Annotated in this window: 22 protein-coding genes; 21 read left to right on the plus strand and 1 reads right to left on the minus strand. The window is 74.7% G+C overall.

Features of this window, described 5'->3' with window-relative positions:
- Position 1: 1 nt before the first annotated feature.
- On the minus strand, positions 2–1,006 hold the full coding sequence (locus IG69_RS0110645; protein ID WP_030528147.1) for an AAA family ATPase: 1,005 nt from the start codon (positions 1,004–1,006) through the stop codon (positions 2–4).
- A 430-nt stretch (positions 1,007–1,436) separates the two neighbouring features.
- Between IG69_RS0110645 and mraZ the strand changes: the two genes are divergently transcribed.
- The 21 genes from mraZ (at position 1,437) to IG69_RS0110750 (ending at position 23,644) form a co-directional block, all read left to right on the plus strand.
- On the plus strand, positions 1,437–1,880 hold the full coding sequence (mraZ, locus tag IG69_RS0110650; RefSeq protein ID WP_030528148.1) for a division/cell wall cluster transcriptional repressor MraZ: 444 nt from the start codon (positions 1,437–1,439) through the stop codon (positions 1,878–1,880).
- Between the two features lie 179 nt (positions 1,881–2,059).
- Complete coding sequence (gene rsmH / locus IG69_RS0110655; protein ID WP_036829679.1) at positions 2,060–3,040, plus strand: 16S rRNA (cytosine(1402)-N(4))-methyltransferase RsmH; 981 nt, start codon at positions 2,060–2,062, stop codon at positions 3,038–3,040.
- Entirely contained in the window at positions 3,037–3,513 is a 477-nt protein-coding gene (ftsL, locus tag IG69_RS0110660; protein ID WP_051750426.1) for a cell division protein FtsL, read from the plus strand. Before rsmH ends, ftsL begins: the two co-directional genes overlap by 4 nt.
- A 247-nt stretch (positions 3,514–3,760) precedes the next feature.
- The gene (locus tag IG69_RS0110665; RefSeq protein ID WP_051750427.1) at positions 3,761–5,566 is read left to right on the plus strand and encodes a peptidoglycan D,D-transpeptidase FtsI family protein; all 1,806 of its coding nucleotides are present in this window, start codon (positions 3,761–3,763) and stop codon (positions 5,564–5,566) included.
- Positions 5,567–5,576: 10 nt separating this feature from the next.
- Entirely contained in the window at positions 5,577–7,118 is a 1,542-nt protein-coding gene (locus tag IG69_RS0110670) for a UDP-N-acetylmuramoyl-L-alanyl-D-glutamate--2,6-diaminopimelate ligase (RefSeq protein ID WP_030528152.1), read from the plus strand.
- Entirely contained in the window at positions 7,115–8,518 is a 1,404-nt protein-coding gene (locus IG69_RS0110675; RefSeq protein ID WP_030528153.1) for a UDP-N-acetylmuramoyl-tripeptide--D-alanyl-D-alanine ligase, read from the plus strand. Before IG69_RS0110670 ends, IG69_RS0110675 begins: the two co-directional genes overlap by 4 nt.
- Positions 8,515–9,597 (plus strand): phospho-N-acetylmuramoyl-pentapeptide-transferase, encoded by a 1,083-nt coding sequence (gene mraY / locus IG69_RS0110680; RefSeq protein WP_030528154.1) that lies wholly within the window; start codon positions 8,515–8,517, stop codon positions 9,595–9,597. The genes IG69_RS0110675 and mraY overlap by 4 nt, the downstream gene beginning before the upstream one ends.
- Positions 9,594–11,084 (plus strand): UDP-N-acetylmuramoyl-L-alanine--D-glutamate ligase, encoded by a 1,491-nt coding sequence (gene murD / locus IG69_RS0110685; RefSeq protein ID WP_030528155.1) that lies wholly within the window; start codon positions 9,594–9,596, stop codon positions 11,082–11,084. Before mraY ends, murD begins: the two co-directional genes overlap by 4 nt.
- A 3-nt stretch (positions 11,085–11,087) precedes the next feature.
- On the plus strand, positions 11,088–12,350 hold the full coding sequence (gene ftsW, locus IG69_RS0110690; RefSeq protein WP_030528156.1) for a putative lipid II flippase FtsW: 1,263 nt from the start codon (positions 11,088–11,090) through the stop codon (positions 12,348–12,350).
- Complete coding sequence (gene murG / locus IG69_RS22940) at positions 12,347–13,438, plus strand: undecaprenyldiphospho-muramoylpentapeptide beta-N-acetylglucosaminyltransferase (RefSeq protein ID WP_030528157.1); 1,092 nt, start codon at positions 12,347–12,349, stop codon at positions 13,436–13,438. Before ftsW ends, murG begins: the two co-directional genes overlap by 4 nt.
- A gap of 2 nt (positions 13,439–13,440) precedes the next feature.
- Positions 13,441–14,898, plus strand: a complete 1,458-nt coding sequence (murC, locus tag IG69_RS22945; RefSeq protein ID WP_342666160.1) for a UDP-N-acetylmuramate--L-alanine ligase — start codon at positions 13,441–13,443, stop codon at positions 14,896–14,898.
- Complete coding sequence (locus IG69_RS0110705) at positions 14,895–15,650, plus strand: cell division protein FtsQ/DivIB (RefSeq protein ID WP_030528159.1); 756 nt, start codon at positions 14,895–14,897, stop codon at positions 15,648–15,650. Before murC ends, IG69_RS0110705 begins: the two co-directional genes overlap by 4 nt.
- A gap of 232 nt (positions 15,651–15,882) precedes the next feature.
- On the plus strand, positions 15,883–17,160 hold the full coding sequence (ftsZ, locus tag IG69_RS0110710) for a cell division protein FtsZ (protein WP_030528160.1): 1,278 nt from the start codon (positions 15,883–15,885) through the stop codon (positions 17,158–17,160).
- Positions 17,160–17,894 (plus strand): purine nucleoside phosphorylase YfiH/LACC1 family protein, encoded by a 735-nt coding sequence (locus IG69_RS0110715; RefSeq protein WP_425414804.1) that lies wholly within the window; start codon positions 17,160–17,162, stop codon positions 17,892–17,894. The genes ftsZ and IG69_RS0110715 overlap by 1 nt, the downstream gene beginning before the upstream one ends.
- Positions 17,891–18,592: a YggS family pyridoxal phosphate-dependent enzyme gene (locus IG69_RS0110720; protein WP_030528162.1), complete on the plus strand. Its 702-nt coding sequence runs from the start codon at positions 17,891–17,893 to the stop codon at positions 18,590–18,592. Before IG69_RS0110715 ends, IG69_RS0110720 begins: the two co-directional genes overlap by 4 nt.
- Positions 18,593–18,648: 56 nt before the next feature.
- Positions 18,649–19,137, plus strand: coding sequence for a cell division protein SepF (locus tag IG69_RS0110725; protein ID WP_030528163.1), 489 nt, complete (start codon positions 18,649–18,651; stop codon positions 19,135–19,137).
- A gap of 49 nt (positions 19,138–19,186) precedes the next feature.
- Entirely contained in the window at positions 19,187–19,477 is a 291-nt protein-coding gene (locus IG69_RS0110730) for a YggT family protein (RefSeq protein ID WP_030528164.1), read from the plus strand.
- A gap of 143 nt (positions 19,478–19,620) precedes the next feature.
- On the plus strand, positions 19,621–21,147 hold the full coding sequence (locus tag IG69_RS0110735; protein ID WP_030528165.1) for a DivIVA domain-containing protein: 1,527 nt from the start codon (positions 19,621–19,623) through the stop codon (positions 21,145–21,147).
- A gap of 172 nt (positions 21,148–21,319) precedes the next feature.
- Entirely contained in the window at positions 21,320–22,174 is an 855-nt protein-coding gene (locus IG69_RS21005; protein WP_084696724.1) for a TraR/DksA family transcriptional regulator, read from the plus strand.
- The gene (lspA, locus tag IG69_RS20185; protein WP_084696725.1) at positions 22,147–22,728 is read left to right on the plus strand and encodes a signal peptidase II; all 582 of its coding nucleotides are present in this window, start codon (positions 22,147–22,149) and stop codon (positions 22,726–22,728) included. Before IG69_RS21005 ends, lspA begins: the two co-directional genes overlap by 28 nt.
- Complete coding sequence (locus IG69_RS0110750; RefSeq protein WP_030528168.1) at positions 22,721–23,644, plus strand: RluA family pseudouridine synthase; 924 nt, start codon at positions 22,721–22,723, stop codon at positions 23,642–23,644. Before lspA ends, IG69_RS0110750 begins: the two co-directional genes overlap by 8 nt.
- Positions 23,645–23,651: the final 7 nt, after the last annotated feature.

The raw sequence follows: 23,651 nt of genomic DNA on the forward strand, positions 1-23,651 counted from the left end.
GTCAGCGGGTGGGGGCCGGGACGCGCACCCGCTGGAGCAGGTCCGTCAGGACGTCGGCCGTGGTGCGGCGCGCCATCTGCGTCTCGCCGGTGGGGATGAGCCGGTGCGCCAGGACCGGCACGGTGACCTGCTGGACGTCGTCGGGCAGGACGTGGTCGCGCCCGGCGAGGGCGGCGTGCGCGCGCGAGGCGCGCAGCAGGTGCAGCGTGGCCCGCGGGGAGGCGCCGAGGCGCAGCGCCGACGAGGAGCGCGTGGCGCCGACGAGGTCGACGATGTACTGCTTGACGGCGGGGGAGGCGTGCACCCGCCGCACCGCCTCGATCATCTGCTGCACGGTCGCGGCGTCGGTGACCGGCCGCAGCGCGTCCAGGGGGGAGCCGGCGCCGTGCAGGTCCAGCATCTCCAGCTCCGAGCGGGGTGACGGGTAGCCCATCGAGATGCGGGCCATGAACCGGTCGCGCTGCGCCTCGGGCAGGGGGTAGGTGCCCTCCATCTCGATGGGGTTCTGGGTCGCCATGACGATGAAGGGCCGCGGCAGCGTGTAGGTCGTGCCGTCGACGGTGACCTGGCCCTCCTCCATCGACTCCAGCAGCGCCGACTGGGTCTTCGGGGAGGCGCGGTTGATCTCGTCGCCGACGACGACGTTGGCGAAGATGGCGCCGGGGCGGAACTCGAAGTCGCGCACGTCCTGGTTGTAGACCGAGACGCCGGTGATGTCGCTCGGCAGCAGGTCCGGGGTGAACTGCACCCGGCGCACGGGGGCGTCGATGCACCGGGCGAGGGTCTTGGCCAGCAGGGTCTTGCCGACCCCGGGGACGTCCTCGACGAGGAGGTGCCCCTCGGCGAGCAGCACCGTGACCGCGGTGCGCACGACGGCCTGCTTGCCCTCGATGACCGAGCTCATCGCGGTGGCCAGGCGGCTGGACACCTGGAGCACCTGGTCGAGGGAGGCGCCGCGCGCGCTCGCGTCCGGGCTCGGTTGGGGGTCGTGCTCGACGTCGCTCACGCCGGTGGTCCTCTCGTCGGCTCCTGCTGAGTGCGTCCAACGACCGAGGGCCGCCGGTGGTGCCCTCATCGTGCAACAGGCCGCGGTCGGGGGCCATGGGTTCGCGCACGCAAGATGCCCCGCCGCCACGGCCTCCACCACCCTCCACCCGGTTCCCCACCACGCCCCACCCCCGGCCCCACCACGCCCCACCGCGGGGGTCCCGCGCGTCGCCGGAGCGGCCCGGGCCCCGCGGCGCGGCGGTCGGACTCCGAGGCGTGGGGCATCCACGAAAAAATTCCCCACTTCGCTCCACCGCTGCTGACCTGCGAGTTCCTGGGATTCAGCCGTTCGGACGGCCCGAAAAGCCCCTTGCGGGGGCAATCAGTGGAGTAAAGTGGTGGAACACGGAGGTAGAGGGAGCCGCCGTCGGGTCGAGGAGGTGCGGGACGTGGACGAGTTCCTCGGCACGCACACGCCCAAGCTCGACGAGAAGGGCCGGCTCTTCCTCCCGGCCCGCTTCCGTGGCGCCCTCGCCGACGGCCTCGTCGTGACCCGTGGCCAGGAGGGCTGCCTCTACGTCTTCCCGACGAGCGAGTTCCACCGCATCTCGCAGGAGATGCAGTCGGTCTCCGGCTCGGCCAAGGGCGTGCGCGACTTCATCCGCGTCTTCCGCGCCAGCGCCCACCCGGACACCCCGGACAAGCAGGGGCGCGTCACCGTCCCGGCCGCCCTGCGCACCTACGCCGGGCTCGACAAGGACTGCACCGTCATCGGGAACGGCTCCCGCCTCGAGGTCTGGGACACCGGCCGCTGGGAGGCCTACCTCGAGGCCGTCATGCCGGCCTACTCCGACTACTCCGCCGGCACCGAGGAGGTCGTCCCGGGCCTGTAGAGACCACGACCCCCGACCGACCCCGACCGCAGCACCCGCCCGCACCACGACCCGACCGCCGGCCTCCAGCCGACCCGACACCCGACGCGTCTTCCCCCGCGCCGGGCGCGGATCGGATGGGGACCAGCCGCCGGGTCGCCCCGCACCACGACCCGCCACGACACCCGCGAAGGAGTGAGATGACCAGCAGCCGAGGCGACGCCGGCGCCCGCCACGTCCCCGTGCTCCTCGAGCGCTGCGTCGACCTCCTCGAGCCCGCGCTGCAGCACCCCGGTGCGGTCTGCGTCGACGCGACGCTCGGGATGGGTGGGCACACCGAGGCGATCCTCACCCGCTGCCCGCAGGCGCGCGTCGTCGGCCTCGACCGCGACCCCGAGGCCATCGCCCTCGCCACCGAGCGGCTCGCGCCGTTCGGGGAGCGCTTCGTCGCGGTGCACGCGGTCTACGACGAGCTCGCCGAGGTCCTCGCCGAGCACGCCGACGGCCGCGCCGACGGGATCCTCTTCGACCTCGGGGTGTCCTCGTTCCAGCTCGACGAGGCCGACCGCGGCTTCGCCTACCGGCACGACGCCCCGCTCGACATGCGGATGGACCAGACGCGGGGGATGACCGCGGCCGACGTCCTCAACACCTACGCGCACGGCGACCTCGCGCGCATCCTCAAGACCTACGGCGAGGAGCGCTTCGCCGGCCGCATCGCCTCCGCGATCCTCCGGGAGCGCGAGAAGGAGCCGTTCACCACCTCCGCCCGCCTCGTCGAGGTCCTGCGGACGGCGGTGCCGGCGGCGTCGCAGCGCACCGGCGGCCACCCGGCCAAGCGCACCTTCCAGGCGCTGCGCATCGAGGTCAACGCCGAGCTCGAGGTCTGGGAGCGGGCGGTCCGCACCGGCATCGACGCCCTGGCACCCGGTGGCCGGATCGTCGTCGAGTCCTACCACTCGCTCGAGGACCGCATCACGAAGCAGGCCTTCGCCGAGGGCGCCCGCAGCCGCACCCCCGCCGGGATGCCCGTCGAGCTGCCCGAGCACGCCGCCTACCTCCGCCTGCTGACGCGCGGCGCCGAGACCCCCTCGGACGCCGAGCTGCAGTCCAACCCCCGATCCGCCTCGGTCCGCCTCCGGGCCGCAGAACGTCTCTCCCCGAACGGAGCCCCCGCATGAGCCAGCTCGCCACGGCCCGCACCCAGGTCCGCCCGGCACCCCGCCGGGCGACCGCTCCGGCCCCGCGGCGGCTGCGCGTCGTCGCCCCGCCGGTCAGCGCGGGCAGCGGCGCCTTCCTCGCCCTGTGCATCGGGCTCGTCGTGGCGGGGTTCGTCGGCGTGCTCCTGCTCAACACGGCGATGGCCAAGGGCTCGTTCACCATGCGCGACCTGCAGCACCGCTCCGACGCGCTCGCCGACACCCAGGACGACCTGCGCCACGCGCTCGACGCGGTCTCGGGCCCGGGCCCCCTCGCCCGCGAGGCGCGCTCGCTCGGGATGGTCCCGGCCGAGACGCCGGCCTTCCTGCGCCTGAGCGACGGCAAGGTCGTCGGCGTGGCGAAGAAGGCGAGCAAGGACGAGGCGTTTAGCGTGGTCACCGAGTCGTCCTCGGGCGCCCGCCCGACGGCCTCCTCCACGCCCACCAGCCGCTGACGACCGCGAGGACCCGCCGCCCGTGACCCCGCCCACGACGCCGCCGCCCGGCCCCCGGACCCGTCGCGCCCCCGCCCGCCCGGCCGCCCGGCAGGGCTCGCGCCCGGCGCCTCGCCAGGGCGCGCGGCCCGCTCCGCGCCAGGCGTCGCGTCCGCGCCCCCGCCCGTCGGGCGTCGGCGACGGGGGAGGGGGCCGTCCGCCGGCCCGCCGGCGCCGCGAGGACCCGGGGCCCAGCACCCGCCGCCGGATGCGCGCCCTCACCGTCGCGACGATCTTCGTCCTGTCGGTGTTCGGCGCCCAGCTCGTGCGCATCCAGGGCCTCGACGCCAGCGCGGTCGCCGCGGAGGCCGAGAGCAAGCGCGTGACGGCCCAGATCATCCCCGCGATGCGCGGGCAGATCCTCGCCGCCGACGGCACCGTCCTCGCCTCGAGCGTCGTCCGCGAGGTCGTCACCGTCGACCAGACCGTCGTCTGCACCTACGGCACGAAGAAGAACACCTGCGACCCGACGACCTCCGCGGACGCGGTGCAGCGCGCGGCCGAGCAGCTGGCGCCGCTCCTCGGCACCCCGGTCAGCGAGCTCGTGACCCAGCTGACCGGCACGAGCCGCTACCGCGTCCTCAGCCGCGACGTCACCCCGCTGACCTGGAACAAGATCGCCAAGCTGGGCATCCCGGGCGTCCTGCGCGATCGCCGCGAGACCCGCTCCGAGCGCACCTACCCGCAGGGCACGACGACGGCCGCGCTCGTCGGCTACGTCACCGACGACGGCACCCCCGGCGGCGGGGTCGAGCTCATGGTCGACAAGGACCTCGAGGGCACCCCCGGCAAGACGACCTACGAGCAGGGGCGCGACGGCACCGCCATCCCGGCCGCGGCGTCGAGCACGACCCCTGCCGTCGACGGCCGCGACGTGACCCTGACGGTCAACTCCTCGCTCCAGTGGTACGCGCAGAACGCGCTCGCCCAGCGGATCAAGGAGACCAAGGCCAAGGCCGGCACCGTCGTCATCATGGACGCGCGCAGCGGCGACCTCCTGAGCGTGGCCTCCTACCCGACCTTCGACCCCGACACCGACGTGGGCAAGAAGGGGGCGCAGCTGGACAACAAGGCGTTCTCGGACGTCTTCGAGCCCGGCTCGACCGCCAAGATCATGACGATGGCCGCGGCCCTCGAGGAGAAGACGGTCACGCCGTCGACCCCGGTCGTCATCCCCAACCGGCTGCCGCGCTACGACCGGTCCTTCAAGGACTCGCACGAGCACCCGACGCAGTACCGGACGGTCGCCGGCACCCTCGCGGAGTCGAGTAACATCGGCACCATCCTCGTCTCCGAGACCCTCAAGTCCTCGACGCTCGAGCGCTACTTCCACAAGTTCGGCCTCGGCTCCCGCTCCGGCGTCGGGTACCCCGGCGAGTCGGCCGGCCTGCTGCCGAAGTCCTCGACGTGGAGCGGCTCCCAGCGGGCCACGGTCGCGTTCGGCCAGGGCATCTCGGTCACGGCCATCCAGGCGGCCTCGGTGTTCCAGACGATCGCCAACGGCGGCGTGCGCGTCGCGCCGCGCCTCGTCGACAGCGTCCGCGAGGCCGACGGCACCGTGACGGAGATGCCGAAGTCCGCGAGCAGCCGCGTGGTCTCGGAGCAGACGGCGGGCGACGTCAGCAAGATGCTCGAGGGCGTCGTCAGCCCCGACGGCACCGCCGAGGAGGCGACGATCCCCGGCTACCGCATCGCGGGCAAGACCGGCACCGCCGAGTTCTACGACGACAAGGTGGGCAAGTACAGCGGCAAGACCGCGAGCTTCATCGGCTACGCCCCGGCCGACGACCCCCAGGTCGTCGTCGCCGTCATCGTCCAGAAGCCGACCTACCCCTTCTTCGGCGGCTACGTCGCGGGGCCGGTCTTCAAGGACGTGATGACCTACGCCCTCCAGGAGCTGAAGATCCCGCCGACGGGGAAGAAGGCGCAGCACCTGACCCTCCAGGTGGACCCCGAGGAGGCGCTCGCGGACCCCGACGTGCTGCGTGACGGCACGAAGCAGCCGAGGCGGTAAGGTCGTCCGGATGCTCTCCCCCCGGCCGTCCTCGCCGCGCCGTATCCCGCTCCACGAGCTCGCGACCCTCGTCGGTGCGCCGGCGCCCGCCTCCGACCCCGCCGTCACGGGGGTCACCCTCGACTCGCGCGCGGTGCGCCCGGGGGACCTGTACGCCGCCCTGCCGGGCGCCCGCGCCCACGGCGCCGACTTCGGTGCCGAGGTCGCCGCGGCCGGGGCGGTCGCGGTCCTCACCGACGCCGCCGGCCGCGACCGGCTCGCCGCCGCGGGCGTCGACCTGCCGGCCGTCGTCGTCGAGGAGCCGCGCGCCGTCCTCGGCGCCGTCGCCGCGCGCGTCCACGGCACCGAGGAGCTGCCGGTCCGGATGATCGGCATCACCGGCACCAACGGCAAGACGACGACCGCCTACCTCCTGCACTCGGCGCTGACCGCCCTCGGCCACGAGGTCGGGCTCATCGGCACGGTCGAGACCCGCATCGGCGACGAGCGCGTCGGCAGCGTCCGCACCACCCCCGAGGCCCCCGACCTGCACGCCCTCCTCGCGGTGATGGCCGAGCGCGGCCTCGACACCTGCGTCATGGAGGTGAGCAGCCACGCCCTCGCCCTCCACCGGGTCGACGGGGTCGTCTACGACGTCGCGCTCTTCACCAACCTCAGCCAGGACCACCTCGACTTCCACCACGACATGGACGACTACTTCGCGGCCAAGGCCTCGCTCTTCACCCCCGAGCGCGCCCGCCGCGGGCTGGTCTGCGTCGACGACGCCTGGGGCGCACGGCTGCTCGAGGAGGCGTCGGTGCCCGTCGCGTCCCTCGCCGGTGGGGCCGGAGCCGACTGGAGCGTGCACGCCGACCACACCGACCCGGCCGCGTTCCGGCTGACCGGTCCGGACGGCGTCGACCTGGCCCTGCGCTCGGCGCTGCCGGGAGACTTCAACGTGACGAACACGGCGATGGCCGCGGCGGCGCTCGTCATCGCCGGCGAGGCCCCCGAGCGCGTCGCCGAGGCCGTCCTCACCGACCCGCACGTGCCGGGCCGGATGGAGCGGGTCGCCCTCGACGGCGCCGTCGACCTGCCGCGCGCCGTCGTCGACTACGCGCACACCCCCGACGCGATCACCGCCGCCCTGCGCGCGCTGCGGCCGACGACCCCCGGCACGCTCGTGTGCGTCACCGGCGCCGGCGGCGACCGCGACCGCGACAAGCGCCACGCGATGGGCGCCGCCGCCGCGCAGGCCGCCGACCTCGTCGTCGTCACCGACGACAACCCGCGATCCGAGGACCCTGCCGTCATCCGCGCGGCCGTGCTCGAGGGCGTCGAGTCGGTGCGGGCGCAGGGCCGCGAGGTGCGGGTCGTCGAGGTGGGCGACCGCCGTCGCGCGGTCCGCGAGGCCGTGGCCGCGGTCGCCGCCGAGGGCTCGGCCGCGACGGTGGCCGTCGTCGGGAAGGGCCACGAGACCGGTCAGGACGTCGGGGGAGTGGTCCATCCCTTCGACGACCGGGACGAGCTGCGCGAGGCGCTGCGCCTGGCCGCCGCGGTGGTGGCGCCGTGATCCCGATCCCCCTCGCCGAGGTCGTCGCGCTGACCTCCGGCCGGCTTACCGGTGTCACGGAGGCCGACGCGGTCCCGCTGCTCGTCGACGGCCCGGTCGTCACCGACTCGCGCGAGGCCGCCCCCGGCGGCCTCTACGTCGCCCGCGTCGGCGAGCACGCCGACGGCCACGACTTCGCCGCCGCCGCCATCGCGGCCGGCTGCGTCGCCGCGCTGACCACGCGCCCGCTCGAGGACCTGCCGTGCGTCGTCGTCGACGACACCCAGGAGGCGTTCGCCGCCCTCGCCCGGGCGGTCGTCGAGCGCTCGCCGCACCTCGCCGTCGTCGGCATCACCGGCAGCTCCGGCAAGACGAGCACCAAGGACCTGCTCGGCACCGTCCTCGCGACCGCCGGGCCGACCGTCGCGCCCGTCGGCTCGTACAACTCCGAGGTCGGCGTGCCGCTGACCGTCTGCCGCGTCGCCCCCGACACCCGGTTCCTCGTCGTCGAGATGGGTGCGCGCGGCGTCGGCCACATCGCCTACCTCGCCCGGATGGCCCCGCCGCGCATCGGCGTCGTCCTCAACGTCGGCACCGCGCACGTCGGCGAGTTCGGCTCGCGCGAGGCCATCGCCCGCGCCAAGTCCGAGCTGCCCGCGGCCGTGCCGGCCGACGGCGTCGCCGTCCTCAACGCCGACGACCCCGCCGTCCGCGCGATGGCGTCGGTCACCGACGCCCGGGTCGTCCTCGTCGGCGAGGCCGACGACGCCGACGTCCGGGCCACCGACGTCGTCCTCGACGCCGGGGGCCGCGCGTCCTTCACCGTGCACACGCCCGTCGGCGCGGCCGACGTGACGCTCGGCCTCGTCGGGCGCCACCACGTCGGCAACGCCCTGTCGGTCCTCGCCGTCGCGCTCGAGCTCGGCCTCGCCCTGCCCGACGTCGTCGCCGCCCTCGGCGCGGCCACGCCGGTCAGCCGGTGGCGGATGGAGGTCACCGAGCGGGCGGACGGCGTGACCCTCGTCAACGACGCGTACAACGCCAACCCGGACTCGATGCACGCCGCCCTCGAGGCGCTGCGCCGGATGGGGGAGGGCCGGCGCACCTGGGCCGTGCTCGGCACGATGCTCGAGCTCGGCCCCGAGTCCGACACCCTCCACGCCGAGGTCGGCGCGGACGCCGTCGCGCACGACGTGGACGAGCTGCTCGTCGTCGGGGAGGCCGCGGCGCCGCTCGCCGAGGGCGCGTCCGCGGCCGGGGGGCGCACCCGCGTCCGGACCGTCGCCGACGCCGCCGAGGCCGAGTCGCTGCTGCGCGCGGAGCTGCGCGCGGGCGACGTGGCCCTGTTCAAGTCGAGCCGCGACGCCGGGCTACGGTTGCTCGGAGACTCGCTCGCGACCCCCCAGGAGCAGCACCCGTGAAGGCCGTCCTCATCGCCGCCGTGGTCTCCCTCGTGCTGGCCCTGTTCGGGACCCCCACCTTCATCCGCTACCTCGTGAAGAAGGGGTACGGCCAGTTCATCCGTGACGACGGGCCCACCTCGCACCACACCAAGCGCGGCACGCCGACGATGGGCGGCGCCGTCATCGTCCTGTCCTCGCTCGCCGCGTACGCCGTCGCGCACCTCGTGACCGGCCAGGTGCCCTCGGTCAGCGGCCTGCTCGTGCTCTTCCTCATGGCCGGGATGGGCCTGGTCGGGTTCCTCGACGACTACATCAAGATCAGCAAGCAGCGCAGCCTCGGCCTGCGCTCCGGGCAGAAGCTCGCCGGGCAGACGCTCGTCGCCGTCGTCTTCGCCGTGCTCGCGCTGCAGTTCCCCAACAGCTCCTTCCGCACGCCCGCGTCGACGGCGATCTCGTTCGTCCGCGACACCCCGGTCAACCTCGCCTTCGCGGGGACGGTCGTCGGCGTCATCCTCTTCGTCATCTGGGCCAACGTCATCGTCGCGGGGACGTCCAACGGCGTGAACCTCACCGACGGGCTCGACGGCCTCGCGACGGGGGCGTCGGTCATGGTCTTCGCCTCGTACGTGCTCATCGGCATCTGGCAGTTCAACCAGAACTGCCAGTGGAACCCCGGCACCAAGTGCTACGAGGTCCGCGACCCGCACGACCTCGCGATCGTCGCCGCGTGCGGCATGGGCGCCTGCTTCGGCTTCCTCTGGTGGAACGCCTCACCGGCCAAGATCTTCATGGGCGACACGGGCTCGCTCGCGCTGGGCGGCGGGCTCGCCGGCCTGGCCATCCTCACCCGCACCGAGCTGCTCGTCGTCGTCCTCGGCGGCCTCTTCGTCACGATCACCCTCTCGGTCATCATCCAGGTCGCCTCGTTCAAGACGACGGGGAAGCGGGTGTTCAAGATGGCACCGCTGCAGCACCACTTCGAGCTGCTCGGGTGGCAGGAGGTCACCATCGTCATCCGGTTCTGGATCGTGGCGGGCCTCTTCGTCGCGCTCGGCCTCGGGCTGTTCTACGCCGAGTGGGTCGTGGGGGCCGGATGAGCACCGGGTCCGCCCGCACCGACGCGCTGACCCACCGCGAGGCCGACTGGGCCGGGCTGCGCGTGCTCGTCGCCGGTCTCGGGGTGTCCGGGTTCGCCGCCGCCGACGCGCTCCTCGAGCGCGGCGCGCAGGTCCTCGTCGTCGACGGCCAGGAGCCCGCCGACGGCTCGGCGATGTCGGAGCGTGCGCGCATCCTCGACATCCTCGGCGCCCGGCTGCGCTGGGGGAGCGAGACCGTGTCGGCGCTGCCCGAGGAGCCCCTCGACCTCGTCGTCACCTCCCCGGGCTGGCGCCCCGACCAGCCGCTGCTCGCCGCCGCGGCCGCGGCCGGCCTCCCGGTCTGGGGCGAGGTCGAGCTCGCCTGGCGGATGCGGCCGCGCGAGGGCGCGGCGCCGTGGCTCACCGTCACCGGCACCAACGGCAAGACGACGACGGTGCAGATGCTCACCGCGATGCTGCGCGCCGCCGGGCTGCGGGCGTGCAGCGCGGGCAACGTCGGCACGCCCATCCTCGAGGCCGTCATGGACCCGCAGCCCTACGACGCCATCGCCGTCGAGCTCTCGAGCTTCCAGCTGCACTGGTCGCACTCCCTCGCGCCCGAGGCGTCGGTCTGCCTCAACATCGCGCCCGACCACGTCGACTGGCACGGCTCGCTCGAGGAGTACGCCGCCGCCAAGGGCAAGGTCTACGCCAACACCGAGGTCGCGTGCGTCTACAACGTCGACGACGAGGCCACGCGGCGCCTCGTCGAGGACGCCGACGTCCAGGAGGGCTGCCGGGCCGTCGGCTTCCGGCTCGGGACGCCGGGCCTGTCCGAGCTCGGGCTCGTCGAGGACGTCCTCGCCGACCGCGCCTTCGTCGCCGAGCGCCGCACCTCGGCCGCCGAGCTCGGGACGCTCGAGGACCTGCGCGCCGGTCCCGACGCGCCGATGCCGGGTCCGCACCTCGTGGCCAACGCCCTCGCCGCCGCGGCGCTGGCCCGCGCCCACGGCGTGCCGCCGTCGGCCGTGCGCCAGGGGATGCGGGACTTCGTGCCCGAGCCGCACCGCATCGCCGACCTCGGGGTCGTGCGCGGCGTGCGGTGGGTCGACGACTCCAAGGCCACGAACCCCCATGCGGCGCAGGCCAGCCTGGCCGCGTTCGAGCACGTCGTCTGGGTCGCGGGCGGGCTGCTCAAGGGCGCCGACGTCGACGGCCTCGTCGCCGCGGTCGCCGACCGGCTGCGTGGCGTCGTCCTCCTCGGGCGTGACCGTTCGGCCATTTCCGAGGCGCTCGCCCGACACGCCCCGGATGTCCCCGTCGTCGACGTGGCGCAAACGGACACTGGGGCCATGGACACCGTGGTGGAGCACGCCCTCGACCTCGCCCGCCCGGGCGACGTCGTCCTGCTCGCACCGGCCGCGGCGTCGATGGACATGTTCGCGAACTACGGTGCGCGCGGCGACGCCTTCACTGCGGCGGTGCGGCGGCTCACCGGCGAGGGGTAGCCCGTGTCGTCCGCCACCGCACCGGCCCGGCAGACCGCGCGCGGCACCTCGCGCGTGCAGGCGTGGGTCGACCGCTTCGACTCGCCCGTCACGACGTACTACGTGCTGCTCTTCCTCACCGGGGCCCTCGTCGTCTTCGGGCTCATCATGGTCCTGTCGGCGAGCGCCATCACCGCGCTCGACACCGACGGCTCGGCCTACGCGATCTTCGCGACCCAGGCGGTCTACGCGACGATCGGCGTGGTCGCCCTCGCGGTCGCGTCGCGCGTGTCCACGCGGACCTGGCGCCGTCTGGCCGTCCCCGCGCTGCTCGCCGCCGTCGCCCTCCAGCTGCTCGTCTTCACGCCGCTCGGCCGCGGCGGCTTCCAGGGCAACCGCAACTGGGTGTTCATCGGGCCGATCAGCATCCAGCCCTCCGAGGCCATCAAGGTCGGGCTCGCCCTCGCGGGGGGTGCCGTCCTCGCGAAGAAGCGCCGTCACCTGTGCGACCTCGGTCACGTCCTCGTCCCGTACCTCGTCCCGCTCGCCGCGCTCGGGGTCGGCACGGTCGCGCTCGGCCACGACCTCGGCACCGTCCTCATCCTCGGGGCGGTCGTCGCCGGTGTGCTCTTCGCCGCCGGGATCCCCGTGCGCTGGTTCGTCATCGCGGGCATCCCGTTCCTCGGGGCCGTCGTCGCGTTCGTCCTCACGAGCCCCAACCGCCTCGGTCGCTTCGACGTGTGGCTCGGCCGCGACACCGACGAGTGGGGCGTCGCGCGGCAGTCCATCCACGGGCGCTACGCCCTCGCCGACGGCGGCTGGCTGGGCCTCGGCCTCGGCCAGAGCCGCGAGAAGTGGGGCCTGCTGTCGGAGGCCCACAACGACTTCATCTTCGCGATCATCGGCGAGGAGCTCGGGCTGCCGGGCACCCTCGCGGTCCTGCTCCTGTTCGCCGGCTTCGCCTTCGCCTGCTACCGCCTCGTCAGCCGCTCCGAGGACTTCTTCGTCCGCGTCGTCACGGCCGGGATCATGACGTGGATCATCGTCCAGGCCATGGTCAACATCGGAGCGGTCATCGGCCTGCTGCCGGTCATCGGCGTGCCGCTGCCGCTGGTCTCCTCCGGTGGCTCCTCGCTCATCACGACGATGGGTGCGCTCGGCATCCTCCTGTCCTTCGCACGTCATGAGCCGGGGTGCCGCGAGGCGCTCTCGGCCCGCCCGTCGTCGGTGCGCCGCTCGCTCGCCGTGGTCTCCGGCGCGGTCCGCGGGCGACGGGGCCGGTCGTGAGCGGCGTCCCCGGTTCGGTCCTCCTCGCGGGCGGGGGCACGGCCGGGCACGTCTCGCCGCTGCTCGCCCTCGCCGACTGCCTGCGCCGACGCGACCCCGACGTCCGGGTCACCGCGCTCGGCACCGCCCAGGGGCTCGAGGCCCGGCTCGTGCCCGAGCGCGGGTACCCGATGCTCGAGGTGCCGCGGGTCCCGTTCCCCCGCAGGCCGGGCGCCGCCCTGCTGCGGCTGCCGGGCAACCTGCGCCGGGCCGTGGCGGCGGCCGAGGAGGCCATCGAGTCGACCGGCGCCGAGGTGGTCGTCGGCTTCGGCGGGTTCGTCGCGTCGCCGGCCTACCTCGCCGCGCGCCGCCGCAAGGTGCCCGTCGTCGTCCACGAGCAGAACGCCCGCCCGGGGCTGGCGAACCGGCTCGGCGCGCGCGTCGCCGCCGAGGTCGGCGTCACCTTCCCCGGCACGTCGCTGCCCGGTGCGACCGTCACCGGGATGCCGTTGCGCCACGAGATCGCGACCCTCGACCGCGCCGCGCACCGGGCGGAGGCGCGAGAACGCTTCGGGCTCACCGACGCCCCCACGCTGCTCGTCACCGGCGGCTCCCTCGGGGCCGCTCGCCTCAACGCCGCGTTCGCGGGCGCGGTGCACGAGCTCTCGGCCGCCGGGGTCCAGGTGCTGCACGTCACCGGCGCCGGCAAGGAGTTCGACCCCGGGCCGGTCCCCGGCGCCCCCTACGTCGTCCTGCCGTACTGCGACCGGATGGACCTCGCCTACGCCGCGGCCGACCTGGTCGTCGCCCGCGCCGGCGCCAACACGGTCTGCGAGCTGACCGCGGTCGGCCTGCCCGCCGTCTACGTCCCGCTGCCGGTCGGCAACGGCGAGCAGCGGCTCAACGCCGCGCACGTCGTCGAGGCCGGCGGCGGGCTGCTCGTCGACGACGCCGCCGTCGACCCGGCGTGGGTCGGCTCGACCGTCGTCCCGCTCGTCACCGACACCGGGCGGGTGGCCGCGATGGCCACGGCCGCCGCGTCGGTGGGGGAGCGCGGCGGCGACGAGCTGCTCGCCGACCTCGTCGTCCGCGCCGCCGGGAGGCGCTGAGCGTGCCCGTCACCAACGAGCGCTTCGACCTCGCCGCCGCCGTCCCCGCGTGGGAGGAGCTGGGCGCGGTCCACCTCGTCGCGATCGGCGGCGCGGGGATGTCCGCCGTCGCCCGGCTGCTGCTCCAGCGCGGGGTGGCGGTCAGCGGCTCCGACGTGGCCGACTCCCCGGTGCTCGAGGCGCTGCGGGCCGCCGGCGCGACGGTCTGGGTCGGTCACGACCCGGCGCACGTCGACGGCGTCGACACCGTCGTCGTCTCGTCGGCGATCCGCGAGGACAACCCCGAGCTCGCGGCCGCCCGGCAGCGCGGTCTGCGGGTCCTGCACCGCTCGCAGGCCCTCGCCGCCGTCTCGGCCGGCGCCCGCGTCGTCGCCGTCGCCGGGGCCAACGGCAAGACGACGACGACCTCGATGCTCACCGCCGCGCTCGTCCACGCCGGCGCCGACCCCTCGTTCGCCAGCGGCGGCGAGATCGCCCAGCTCGGCACGAACGCGGCCCTCGGCTCGGGCGAGGCGTTCGTCGTCGAGGCCGACGAGAGCGACGGCAGCTTCGTCGTCTACCGGCCCGAGGTCGCCGTCGTCACGAGCGTGCAGCCGGACCACCTGGACTTCTACGGCACGCCCGAGGCCGTCACCGAGGCCTACGACGTCTTCGCGGGGACGGTCCGCCAGGGCGGGCTGCTCGTCGCGTGCCACGACGACCCCGGCGCGCTCGCCCTCGCGCAGCACCACCGGGCCGGCGGACACCGCGTCCTCACCTACGGCGAGCACGCCGACGCCGACGTCCGGGTCCTCGCCGTCGAGCCCGCCGGGCTGGGCACCACCGCGCGCGTCCGGCACGGCGGGCGCGAGGTCAGCCTCGCCCTCCGGGTCCCCGGCCTGCACAACGTCCTCGACGCCGTGGGCGCGCTGGGCGCCGCCGTCGACGGGCTCGGCGCCGACCTCGACGCCGTGGTCGAGGGGCTCGGGGACTTCACCGGCGCGCGCCGGCGGTTCGAGGTGCGCGGCGAGGTCGACGGCGTGACCGTCGTCGACGACTACGCGCACAACCCGGCCAAGGTGGCCGCGGTGGTCTCGACCGCGGCGGGGGTCGTGGCGCGGGCCGGCCGCGGGCGGGTCCTCGTCGTCTTCCAGCCCCACCTCTACAGCCGCACGCGCGACTTCGCCGACGCCTTCGCGCAGGCCCTCGCGCCGGCCGACCACGTCGTGCTCCTCGACGTCTACGGCGCCCGGGAGGCGCCGCTGCCCGGCGTCACCTCGGCCCTCGTCGGCGACCCCCTCGTCGAGCTGCCCGGGCGTCGACGCGTCGACGTCGGGGTCGACGCCGACCGGGCGGTCGAGCTCCTCGCGGCGGCGGCCGCCCCCGGGGACCTCGTGCTGACCGTCGGCGCCGGCGACGTGACCCGTCTCGGCGCGCCGCTCCTCGAGGCGCTGCGCGCACGAGCGGGGGAGCGGGCATGAGCCACACGGCGACCCGGCGCCCCGGGGCCCGCGGCCTCGAGTCGTCGGCCTCCCGCTTCCGGGAGCGCGCGCTCGCCCGTCGCCGTCGACCGTGGCTGCGCGGGCTCGCGGCCCTCGTCGTGCTGGCGCTCGTCGCGGGCACGGGGTGGCTCGTCGGCTGGACCGGCGCCCTCGGGGTCCACGACGTCGAGGTCGTCGGGGTCTCGGGGGCCGAGGCCGCCGCCGTCCGCGAGCTCGTCGACGTGCCCACCGGCACGCCGCTCGTGCGCGTCGACACCGCCGCCGTCGAGACCGACGTCCGCACGCGCGTCACCGTCGCCGAGGTGTCGGTGCGCCGCTCCTGGCCGCGGACCCTCGTCGTCGACGTGGTCCCGCGGGTGCCCTCGATCGTCGTCAAGAACCCTCAAGGTCGACTGGAGGTCGTGGACGCCACCGGGGTCTCGTTCGGCAGCGTCGACAAGGCGCCGAAGGGCGTGCCGGTCGTCACCGCCACCGGGTCCCGGGCGATGACCCCCGAGGCGCTGCAGGCGGCCCTGGCGCTGCTGCGCGACCTGCCCTCCGACCTCTCCGACGACGTGCGGTCGGTCACCGTGAGCAGCGCCGACCTCGTGACCTTCACGCTGCGCGGCAAGACCGTCGTGTGGGGCGGCGAGGACGAGTCCGCGCTGAAGATCCGGGTCCTGCGGGCCCTGCTGACGACGAAGGCGAAGACGGTCGACGTCAGCGCGCCGGACACCCCCGTCACGCGCTGAGGCCGACGGGGCCGGAGTGACCGGTGGGGCGGGTGAGGCGCGGCCTGAGAGCCGTGACAGGATTTGCCCGACGCGATGTCGCGACACGCCCAGCCGGAGGGTGCAGGACCACCACGCCGCGACGTAGCGTCACCCCATCGACAACCGTGACCGAACTGTAACCCTGTACCTGAGGTCGAGGGTTACCCGAGTCGCACACACGCCTGTGACCTGAAGTGGAAGGCCGAATCCCGTGGCAGCACCCCAGAACTACCTCGCCGTCATCAAGGTCGTCGGCATCGGCGGAGGCGGTGTCAACGCCATCAACCGGATGATCGAGGTCGGCCTCAAGGGTGTCGAGTTCATCGCCGTCAACACCGATGCGCAGGCGCTCCTCATGTCCGACGCCGACGTCAAGCTCGACGTCGGCCGCGAGCTGACCCGCGGCCTCGGCGCCGGCGCCGACCCCGAGGTCGGCAAGAAGGCGGCCGAGGACCACGCCGAGGAGATCGAGGAGGTCCTCAAGGGGGCCGACATGGTCTTCGTCACCGCCGGCGAGGGCGGTGGCACCGGCACCGGTGGCGCCCCCGTCGTCGCCCGCATCGCCAAGGGCCTGGGCGCCCTGACCATCGGTGTCGTCACCCGCCCCTTCACCTTCGAGGGTCGTCGTCGCGCCAACCAGGCCGAGAACGGCATCGCCGCGCTGCGCGAGGAGGTCGACACCCTCATCGTCATCCCGAACGACCGGCTGCTCTCGATCAGCGACCGCGGCGTGTCGATGCTCGACGCGTTCCGCAGCGCCGACCAGGTGCTCCTCTCGGGTGTCCAGGGCATCACCGACCTCATCACGACGCCGGGCCTGATCAACCTCGACTTCGCCGACGTCAAGTCGGTCATGCAGGGGGCGGGCTCCGCGCTCATGGGCATCGGCTCGGCCCGCGGCGAGGACCGCGCGGTCCAGGCCGCCGAGCTCGCGATCTCCAGCCCGCTGCTCGAGGCGAGCATCGACGGCGCGCACGGCGTGCTCCTGTCGATCCAGGGCGGCAGCGACCTCGGCCTCTTCGAGATCAACGAGGCCGCGCGCCTGGTCCAGGAGGCCGCGCACCCCGAGGCGAACATCATCTTCGGTGCCGTCATCGACGACGCGCTCGGCGACGAGGTGCGCGTCACCGTCATCGCCGCGGGCTTCGACGGTGGCGCCCCGGTCCGCCGGGCCGACGACCGGGCGCTCGGCACCATCCAGGGCCGCCCGGCGGCGCCGGCCGCGCCCACCGCCGCACCGGCCGCCCCGCCCGTGCAGCCGCCGGTGCAGCAGCCCCCGGTCCACCAGCCCGCCCCGGTGCAGCAGGCGGCCCCGGTGCAGCAGCCGCAGGCGCCCGCGCCGGTCGCGGCCCCGCGCCCCGAGCAGGACGACGCCCCGGTCCGCACCGAGCGCGAGTCGACCCCGGCCGAGCCGGTGCGCCAGCAGCCGCCGCGCACCGTGACGTTCGACGAGAACGACGACCTCGACGTCCCGGACTTCCTCAAGTAGTGACGACGTCGACGCCCACCGGGGGCGGGGTGCTCCTGTGGGAGGACTCCGCCCCCGCGGCGTGGCGTGCCCTGACCGGCCGCCCGGGCGGGGTGAGCCGCGGGCCGTGGGCCGGGCTCAACCTCGGGCTGCACGTCGCGGACGACGAGGCCGACGTCCGCGAGAACCGGCGCCGCCTCGGGGAGGCGGTCGGCCGCCCGCTCGTCTGGATGGACCAGTGCCACGGGGCCGAGGTCGCGGTCGTCGACGCCGTGCGGGAGGTCGCACCGCGGTGCGACGCGCTCGTCACGACCGCGCCGGACCTCGCCCTCGCGGTGCTCGTCGCCGACTGCGTCCCCGTTCTCCTCGCGAGCCCGGAGGGTGTCGTGGCCGCCGTGCACGCCGGCCGTCCCGGGCTGGTCGCCGGCGTGGTCGGCCGCGCCGTCACGGCGATGCGCGACCTCGGTGCGCGCTCGGTCGACGCGGTCGTCGGGCCGTCTGTCTGCGGCCGGTGCTACGAGGTCCCGGCCGCGATGCGCGCGGACGTCGCGCGCGTCGCCCCGGTCAGCGCCACCGTCTCGTGGACCGGCACCCCCGGCGTCGACGTCGCCGCCGGTGTCGTCGGGCAGCTCGCCGACCTCGACGTGCCCGTCACGTGGGTGGCCGGCTGCACGCGCGAGCGCGAGGACCTCTACTCCTACCGCGGCGAGGGCACGACGGGGCGCTTCGCCGGTGTCGTCGCGAGGTCGCGGTGAGCACGCCGGAGCGCGCGGCCGAGCTGGAGCGACGCCTCGCCGCCGTGCGCGAGCGCGTGGCCGCCGCCGTCACCGCGGCCGGACGCACCGACCCCGTGACGCTCGTCGCCGTCACGAAGTTCTTCCCCGCCTCCGACGTCGACCTGCTCGCCGGGCTCGGGGTGCGCGACATCGGCGAGAACCGCGACCAGGAGGCCTCGGCGAAGGTCGCCGGGCTCGCCCACCGGGACCGGCTCACCGTCCACTTCATCGGCCAGCTCCAGTCGAACAAGGCCGGGTCGGTCGCGCGCTACGCCGACGTCGTGCAGTCCCTCGACCGCGCGAAGATCGCCCGGGCGCTGGACCGCGCCGCCGAGCGCGAGGGCCGCGTCCTCGACGTCCTCGTCCAGGTCGGGCTCGACGCCGCCGGCGGGCGCGGGGGAGCGGCGCCGGACGACGTCCGCGACCTCGCCGACGTCGTCGGCGGCCTCGAGCACGTGCGCCTGCGCGGCCTCATGGCGGTCGCGCCGCTCGGCGAGGAGCCCCGGCCGGCCTTCGCCCGGCTGCGCGCCCTCGCGGAGGCGGTGCGGGCGGACCATTCCGACGCCACCTGGCTGTCGGCCGGGATGAGCGGCGACCTCGAGGACGCCGTCGCGGAAGGCGCGACACACCTGCGTGTCGGGTCGGCAATCCTCGGTTCTCGCCAGTCCCACCGGTAACTTCGGTCCCGACGCAACGGCCCTGACCCGCAGGACCGACGACCGAGGAGCACTGGATGGCTGGCGCGCTGCGCAAGACGATGGTCTACCTGGGCCTCGCCGAGGACCAGGGCCGCTACGACGACGAGTACGACGAGGCCTACGACGACCTCGACGCCGACCAGCAGGGCCACCACGACCGCGTCGAGCACCGAGGAGCCGAGGTGACCCCTCTCCCCACCCGCCGTCCCGTGGCCGAGGTCGTGCGCACGCACGAGGCCGCCAGCGTCTCGCGGATCACGACGATCCACCCGCGCACGTACAACGAGGCCAAGACGATCGGCGAGAGCTTCCGTGACGGCGTCCCCGTCATCATGAACCTCACCGACATGGGTGACGCCGACGCCAAGCGCCTCGTCGACTTCGCCGCCGGGCTCGTGTTCGGCCTGCACGGCTCGATCGAGCGCGTGACCTCCAAGGTCTTCCTCCTCTCGCCCGAGACCGTCGAGGTCCTCGCGGAGGACGGTCAGGCCGTCGCCGGCCGCACCGTCTTCAACCAGAGCTGACCGGCGCCCCGCGCACGGGTCGCCCAGGTCCATCCGTCACACTCGACCCATGGGTGCCGTCTTCGCCGTTCTCGCCTTCGTGGTGTTCCTCTACCTCGTCGTGCTCATCGGGCGGGTCGTCCTCGACTGGATCCGCATCCTGGCCCGCGAGTGGCGGCCTCGCGGCCCGGTCCTGCTCGTCGCCGAGCCGGTCTACACGCTGACCGAGCCGCCGCTGCGGGCGCTGCGCAAGGTCATCCCGCCGCTGCGCCTCGGGGCGGTGTCGGTGGACCTGTCGTTCATGGTCCTGTTCGTCGGCGTCATCATCCTCCAGCGCATCCTCGAGGGCCTCGCCGCCTGACGCGCGCCGGGACGGACCCCGCAGGCCACACCCGTCACAGGGGGTCGGCGATCGTCTAGGCTGGCCTGCGGACGCCCGGAGCCCAGCACGTCGTGCTGCCGTGCGCCATGACCGTGTCCCCCACCGGCCACCAGGAGTTGTGCATGGCTCTCACGCCCGAGGACGTCCTCAACAAGACGTTCACCCAGACCCAGTTCCGTCGGGGCTACGACGAGCGCGAGGTCGACGACTTCCTCGACGACATCGTCGCCGAGATGCGCCGGATGTCCAAGGAGTCCGAGGACCTGCGCGGCGAGCTCTCCGCGAGCCGCGAGGGCCGGGGGATGGCCCCGACCGCCGCCCTCGCGCGGCCGGACGCGGACTCCTCGCGCGAGACCGAGGAGCTGCGCTCCAAGAACGCGACCCTCGCCGCCCGCGTCTCCGAGCTCGAGGGCGCCCGCAGCGACCTCGCGGCACAGCTCGAGGAGCTGCAGCAGAGCAGCGGCGAGGGCGACTCCCGCGTCGCCGAGGCCCAGGGGCAGCTCGAGGAGCTGCGCGGCGAGCTGAAGCAGATGGGTGAGCGCACCGCCGAGCTCGAGCAGCTCCTCGCCCAGCGCGACGCCGAGATCGAGGCGCTGCGTGGCGAGAGCGGCGACGTCGACGCCCGCGTCGCCGACGCCGAGCGCCGCGCCGGCGAGTTCCAGAACCAGGGCGCCCAGGCCGAGCGCCGCGCCGCCTCCCTCGAGGAGCGGGTCCGTGAGCTCGAGGGCCAGCTGGCCGGGGTCACCGGGGAGCGCGACGACCACGCCGCCGCCCTCGCCGCCGCCCGCCAGGAGCAGGGCGACGCCGTCGACGAGCAGGTGTCGGTCCTCACGACCCGCCTCGAGGAGTCGCGCCGCGAGGCCGACGAGCGCGTCGCCGCCGTCGAGGAGCGCCTCGCCGAGGCCGAGCGCCGCGCCGCGGAGGCCGAGCAGCAGGTCCAGGAGGCGACCCAGCGCGCCGAGGCCGCCGAGCAACGGGCGAACGAGAAGCCCGAGCAGGCGCAGGGCGACTCCGCCAGTGGCGCCGCCGCCCTCGCGGGCGCCGGTGGTGGCGCGAGCGCCGCGGGCGTCATCGCCCTCGCGCAGCGCCTGCACGACGAGCACGTCGCCGCCGGTGAGTCCAAGCGCGACGAGCTCGTGTCCGAGGGTCAGCGCAAGCACGACGAGCTCGTCGGCTCCGCGCAGCGCAAGCACGACGAGCTCATCTCGACGGGCCAGGCCCGCAACGAGGAGCTCGTCACCACGGGTCAGGCCCGGCACGACGAGCTCGTCTCGACCGGCCAGGCGCAGCACGAGGAGCTCGTCTCGACCGGCCAGGCGCAGCACGACGAGCTCGTGTCGACGGCGACGGCCCAGCGGGACGAGATGATCGGCACCGCGACGACCCAGCGCGACGAGATGCTCACCGAGGCGCGCGAGCGCTCGACGGGCATGGTCGCCGAGGCGCAGCAGAAGAAGGCCTCGATCCTCGAGGAGCTCGGCCGCGAGCGGAACCTCCTGGAGCGCAAGATCGAGTCCCTGCGCAGCTTCGAGCGCGACTACCGCGCCCGCCTGCACGACTACATCCAGGGCCAGCTGGCCGACCTCAAGAACGTCGCCGCCGACGACGACGAGGCGCCCGCCGACCAGCCGCAGGAGCAGCAGGCCTGACGCACGCGTCGACCCACGAGGGGCCCGGGAGCGATCCCGGGCCCCTCGTGCGTCCAGCGAACGCACAGGCAGGACCCGGCGTTTCGGGTCCCCACCGTCCCGGCCGTGCCCGTATCCTCGGCGCACCGGGCGGGCCGCGAGGGCCCACCCCGTCCCCGAAAGGGCGCAGGCCATGGTGGTGAAGCGGGCCCTGTCCGCCGCGAAGCAGACGACCTCCCGGGCGGCCGGCGCCGCCCGGAAGGCGGTGACGCGCGGGTCGGGAGGAGGCGCCACGCCGGCCGCGGCGACGAAGAAGGCCGCGCCCGCCACGAAGGCGGCGACGACGAAGACCCCGACCAAGGCCACCCCCGCGCAGAAGGCCCCGGCGAAGAAGGCCCCCGCCACGAAGGCCGCGACCAAGGCCGCGCCCGCGAAGAAGGCCCCGGTGAAGAAGGCTCCCGCCACGAAGGCGGCGCCCGCGAAGAAGACCGCGACCAAGGCCGCGCCCGCGAAGAAGGCCCCGGTGAAGAAGGCTCCCGCCACGAAGGCCGCGCCCGCGAAGAAGGCCGCACCGGCGCAGAAGGCCGCGACCAAGGCCGCGCCCGCGAAGAAGGCGCCCGCGAAGAAGGCGCCGGCGAAGAAGGCCGCCACCGCCGCCTCGCTGCCCGTCCGCGGGGACGAGAGCCCGTGGACCGCCGCCGAGCTGCGGGAGGTGCGCCGCGAGCTCGAGCACGACGCCGAGCAGCTGCGCACCGAGATCGCCCACGCCGCCTCCGACCTCGTCCACCTCATGCGTGACTCGGGCGACGGCGCGGGCGACGACCAGGCCGACGCCGGCGCCAAGACCTACGAGCGCGAGCAGGAGATCTCGCTGGCCAACAACGCCCGCGAGATGCTCGACCAGACCGAGCACGCCCTCGAGCGGCTCGCGAACGGCACCTACGGCACGTGCGAGTCGTGCGGCAACCCGATCGGCAAGATGCGGCTCCAGGCCGCTCCTCGTGCGACCCTGTGCATGCCATGCAAGACGAAGCAGGAGCGCCGCTGACGGCGGCCGACGCCACCCCCACCCGTCCCTCCGAGCCCCGGAGCGAGCGACGCAGCCGTCTGCGCGCCCTCCTGCTGACCATCGCGGTGGTCGTCCTCGTGCTCGACCAGGCCACGAAGGTGTGGGCCCTCGCGGCCCTCACCCCCGGGCAGCCGGTCGGTCTCGTCGGCGACGCGATCCGGCTCAACCTCATCCGCAACCCGGGGGCGGCGTTCTCGCTCGGTGACGGCAGGACGTGGATGCTCACCGTCCTCTCGCTCGTCATCCTCGTGTTCGTCCTCGTCGCGGTGCGCCGGGTCGGCAACCGGCCGTGGGCGGTGGCCCTCGGGCTGCTCCTCGGCGGCGCCGTCGGCAACCTCGTCGACCGGCTGGTCCGCGAGCCGGGCCCGGGCCGCGGGCACGTCGTCGACTTCATCGACTACTTCGGCTGGTTCGTCGGCAACGTCGCCGACATCGCGATCGTCGTCGCGGCCGGGCTCGTCATGGTCCTCGCCTACCGGGGGACCCCGCTCGGCCCGGTGGGCCAGCACGCGGCGGAGCCGGCCGATGGCTGACCAGCGCACCGTCCTCGTCCCCGACGGGCTGGAGGGCGAGCGCGTCGACGCCGCCATCGCCCGCCTCTTCGGCCTCTCCCGCACCCGGGCCGCCGACCTCGCGGCCTCAGGCGAGGTCGCCGTCAACGCGAGCCCGGTCGGCAAGAGCCACCGGGTGAGCGCCGGCGACATGCTCGAGGTCTCGATCCCCAGCGGCCCGGCGAGCCCGACCCTCGAGGTCGTCGCCGAGCCGGTGCCGGGGATGCGGGTCGTCCACGACGACGACGACATCGTCGTCGTCGACAAGCCCGTCGGCGTCGCGGCGCACCCGAGCGTCGGGTGGACCGGCCCGAACGTCCTCGCCGGCCTCAAGGCCGCCGGCTACCGCATCTCGACGAGCGGCGCGAGCGAGCGCCAGGGCATCGTCTCGCGCCTGGACGTCGGCACCTCCGGGCTCATGGTCGTCTGCAAGAGCGAGCGCGGCTACAGCGTGCTCAAGCGCGCGTTCAAGGAGCGGCGGGTCGAGAAGACCTACCACACGCTCGTCCAGGGCCTCCCGGACCCGCTCGTCGGGACGATCGACGCCCCCATCGGGCGCCACCCCGGCCACGACTACAAGTTCGCGGTGATGGACTCCGGCAAGCCGGCCGTCACGCACTACGAGCTGCTCGAGGCGTTCCGCCACGCCAGCCTGCTCGAGGTGCACCTCGAGACGGGGCGCACCCACCAGATCCGCGTCCACATGGCGGCCGTGCGCCACCCCTGCGTCGGCGACCCGACCTACGGCGCGGACCCCACGCTCGCCCGCCGTCTCGGCCTCGAGCGGCAGTGGCTGCACGCGGTCGGGCTCGGCTTCGAGCACCCCGGCTCGGGGGAGTGGGTCACCTTCGAGAGCGGCTACCCGGCCGACCTCCAGGAGGCGCTGGACCGGCTCTGAGCCGCTC

It is taken from the genome of Phycicoccus jejuensis (assembly GCF_000720925.1).
Lineage (GTDB): Bacteria > Actinomycetota > Actinomycetes > Actinomycetales > Dermatophilaceae > Phycicoccus > Phycicoccus jejuensis.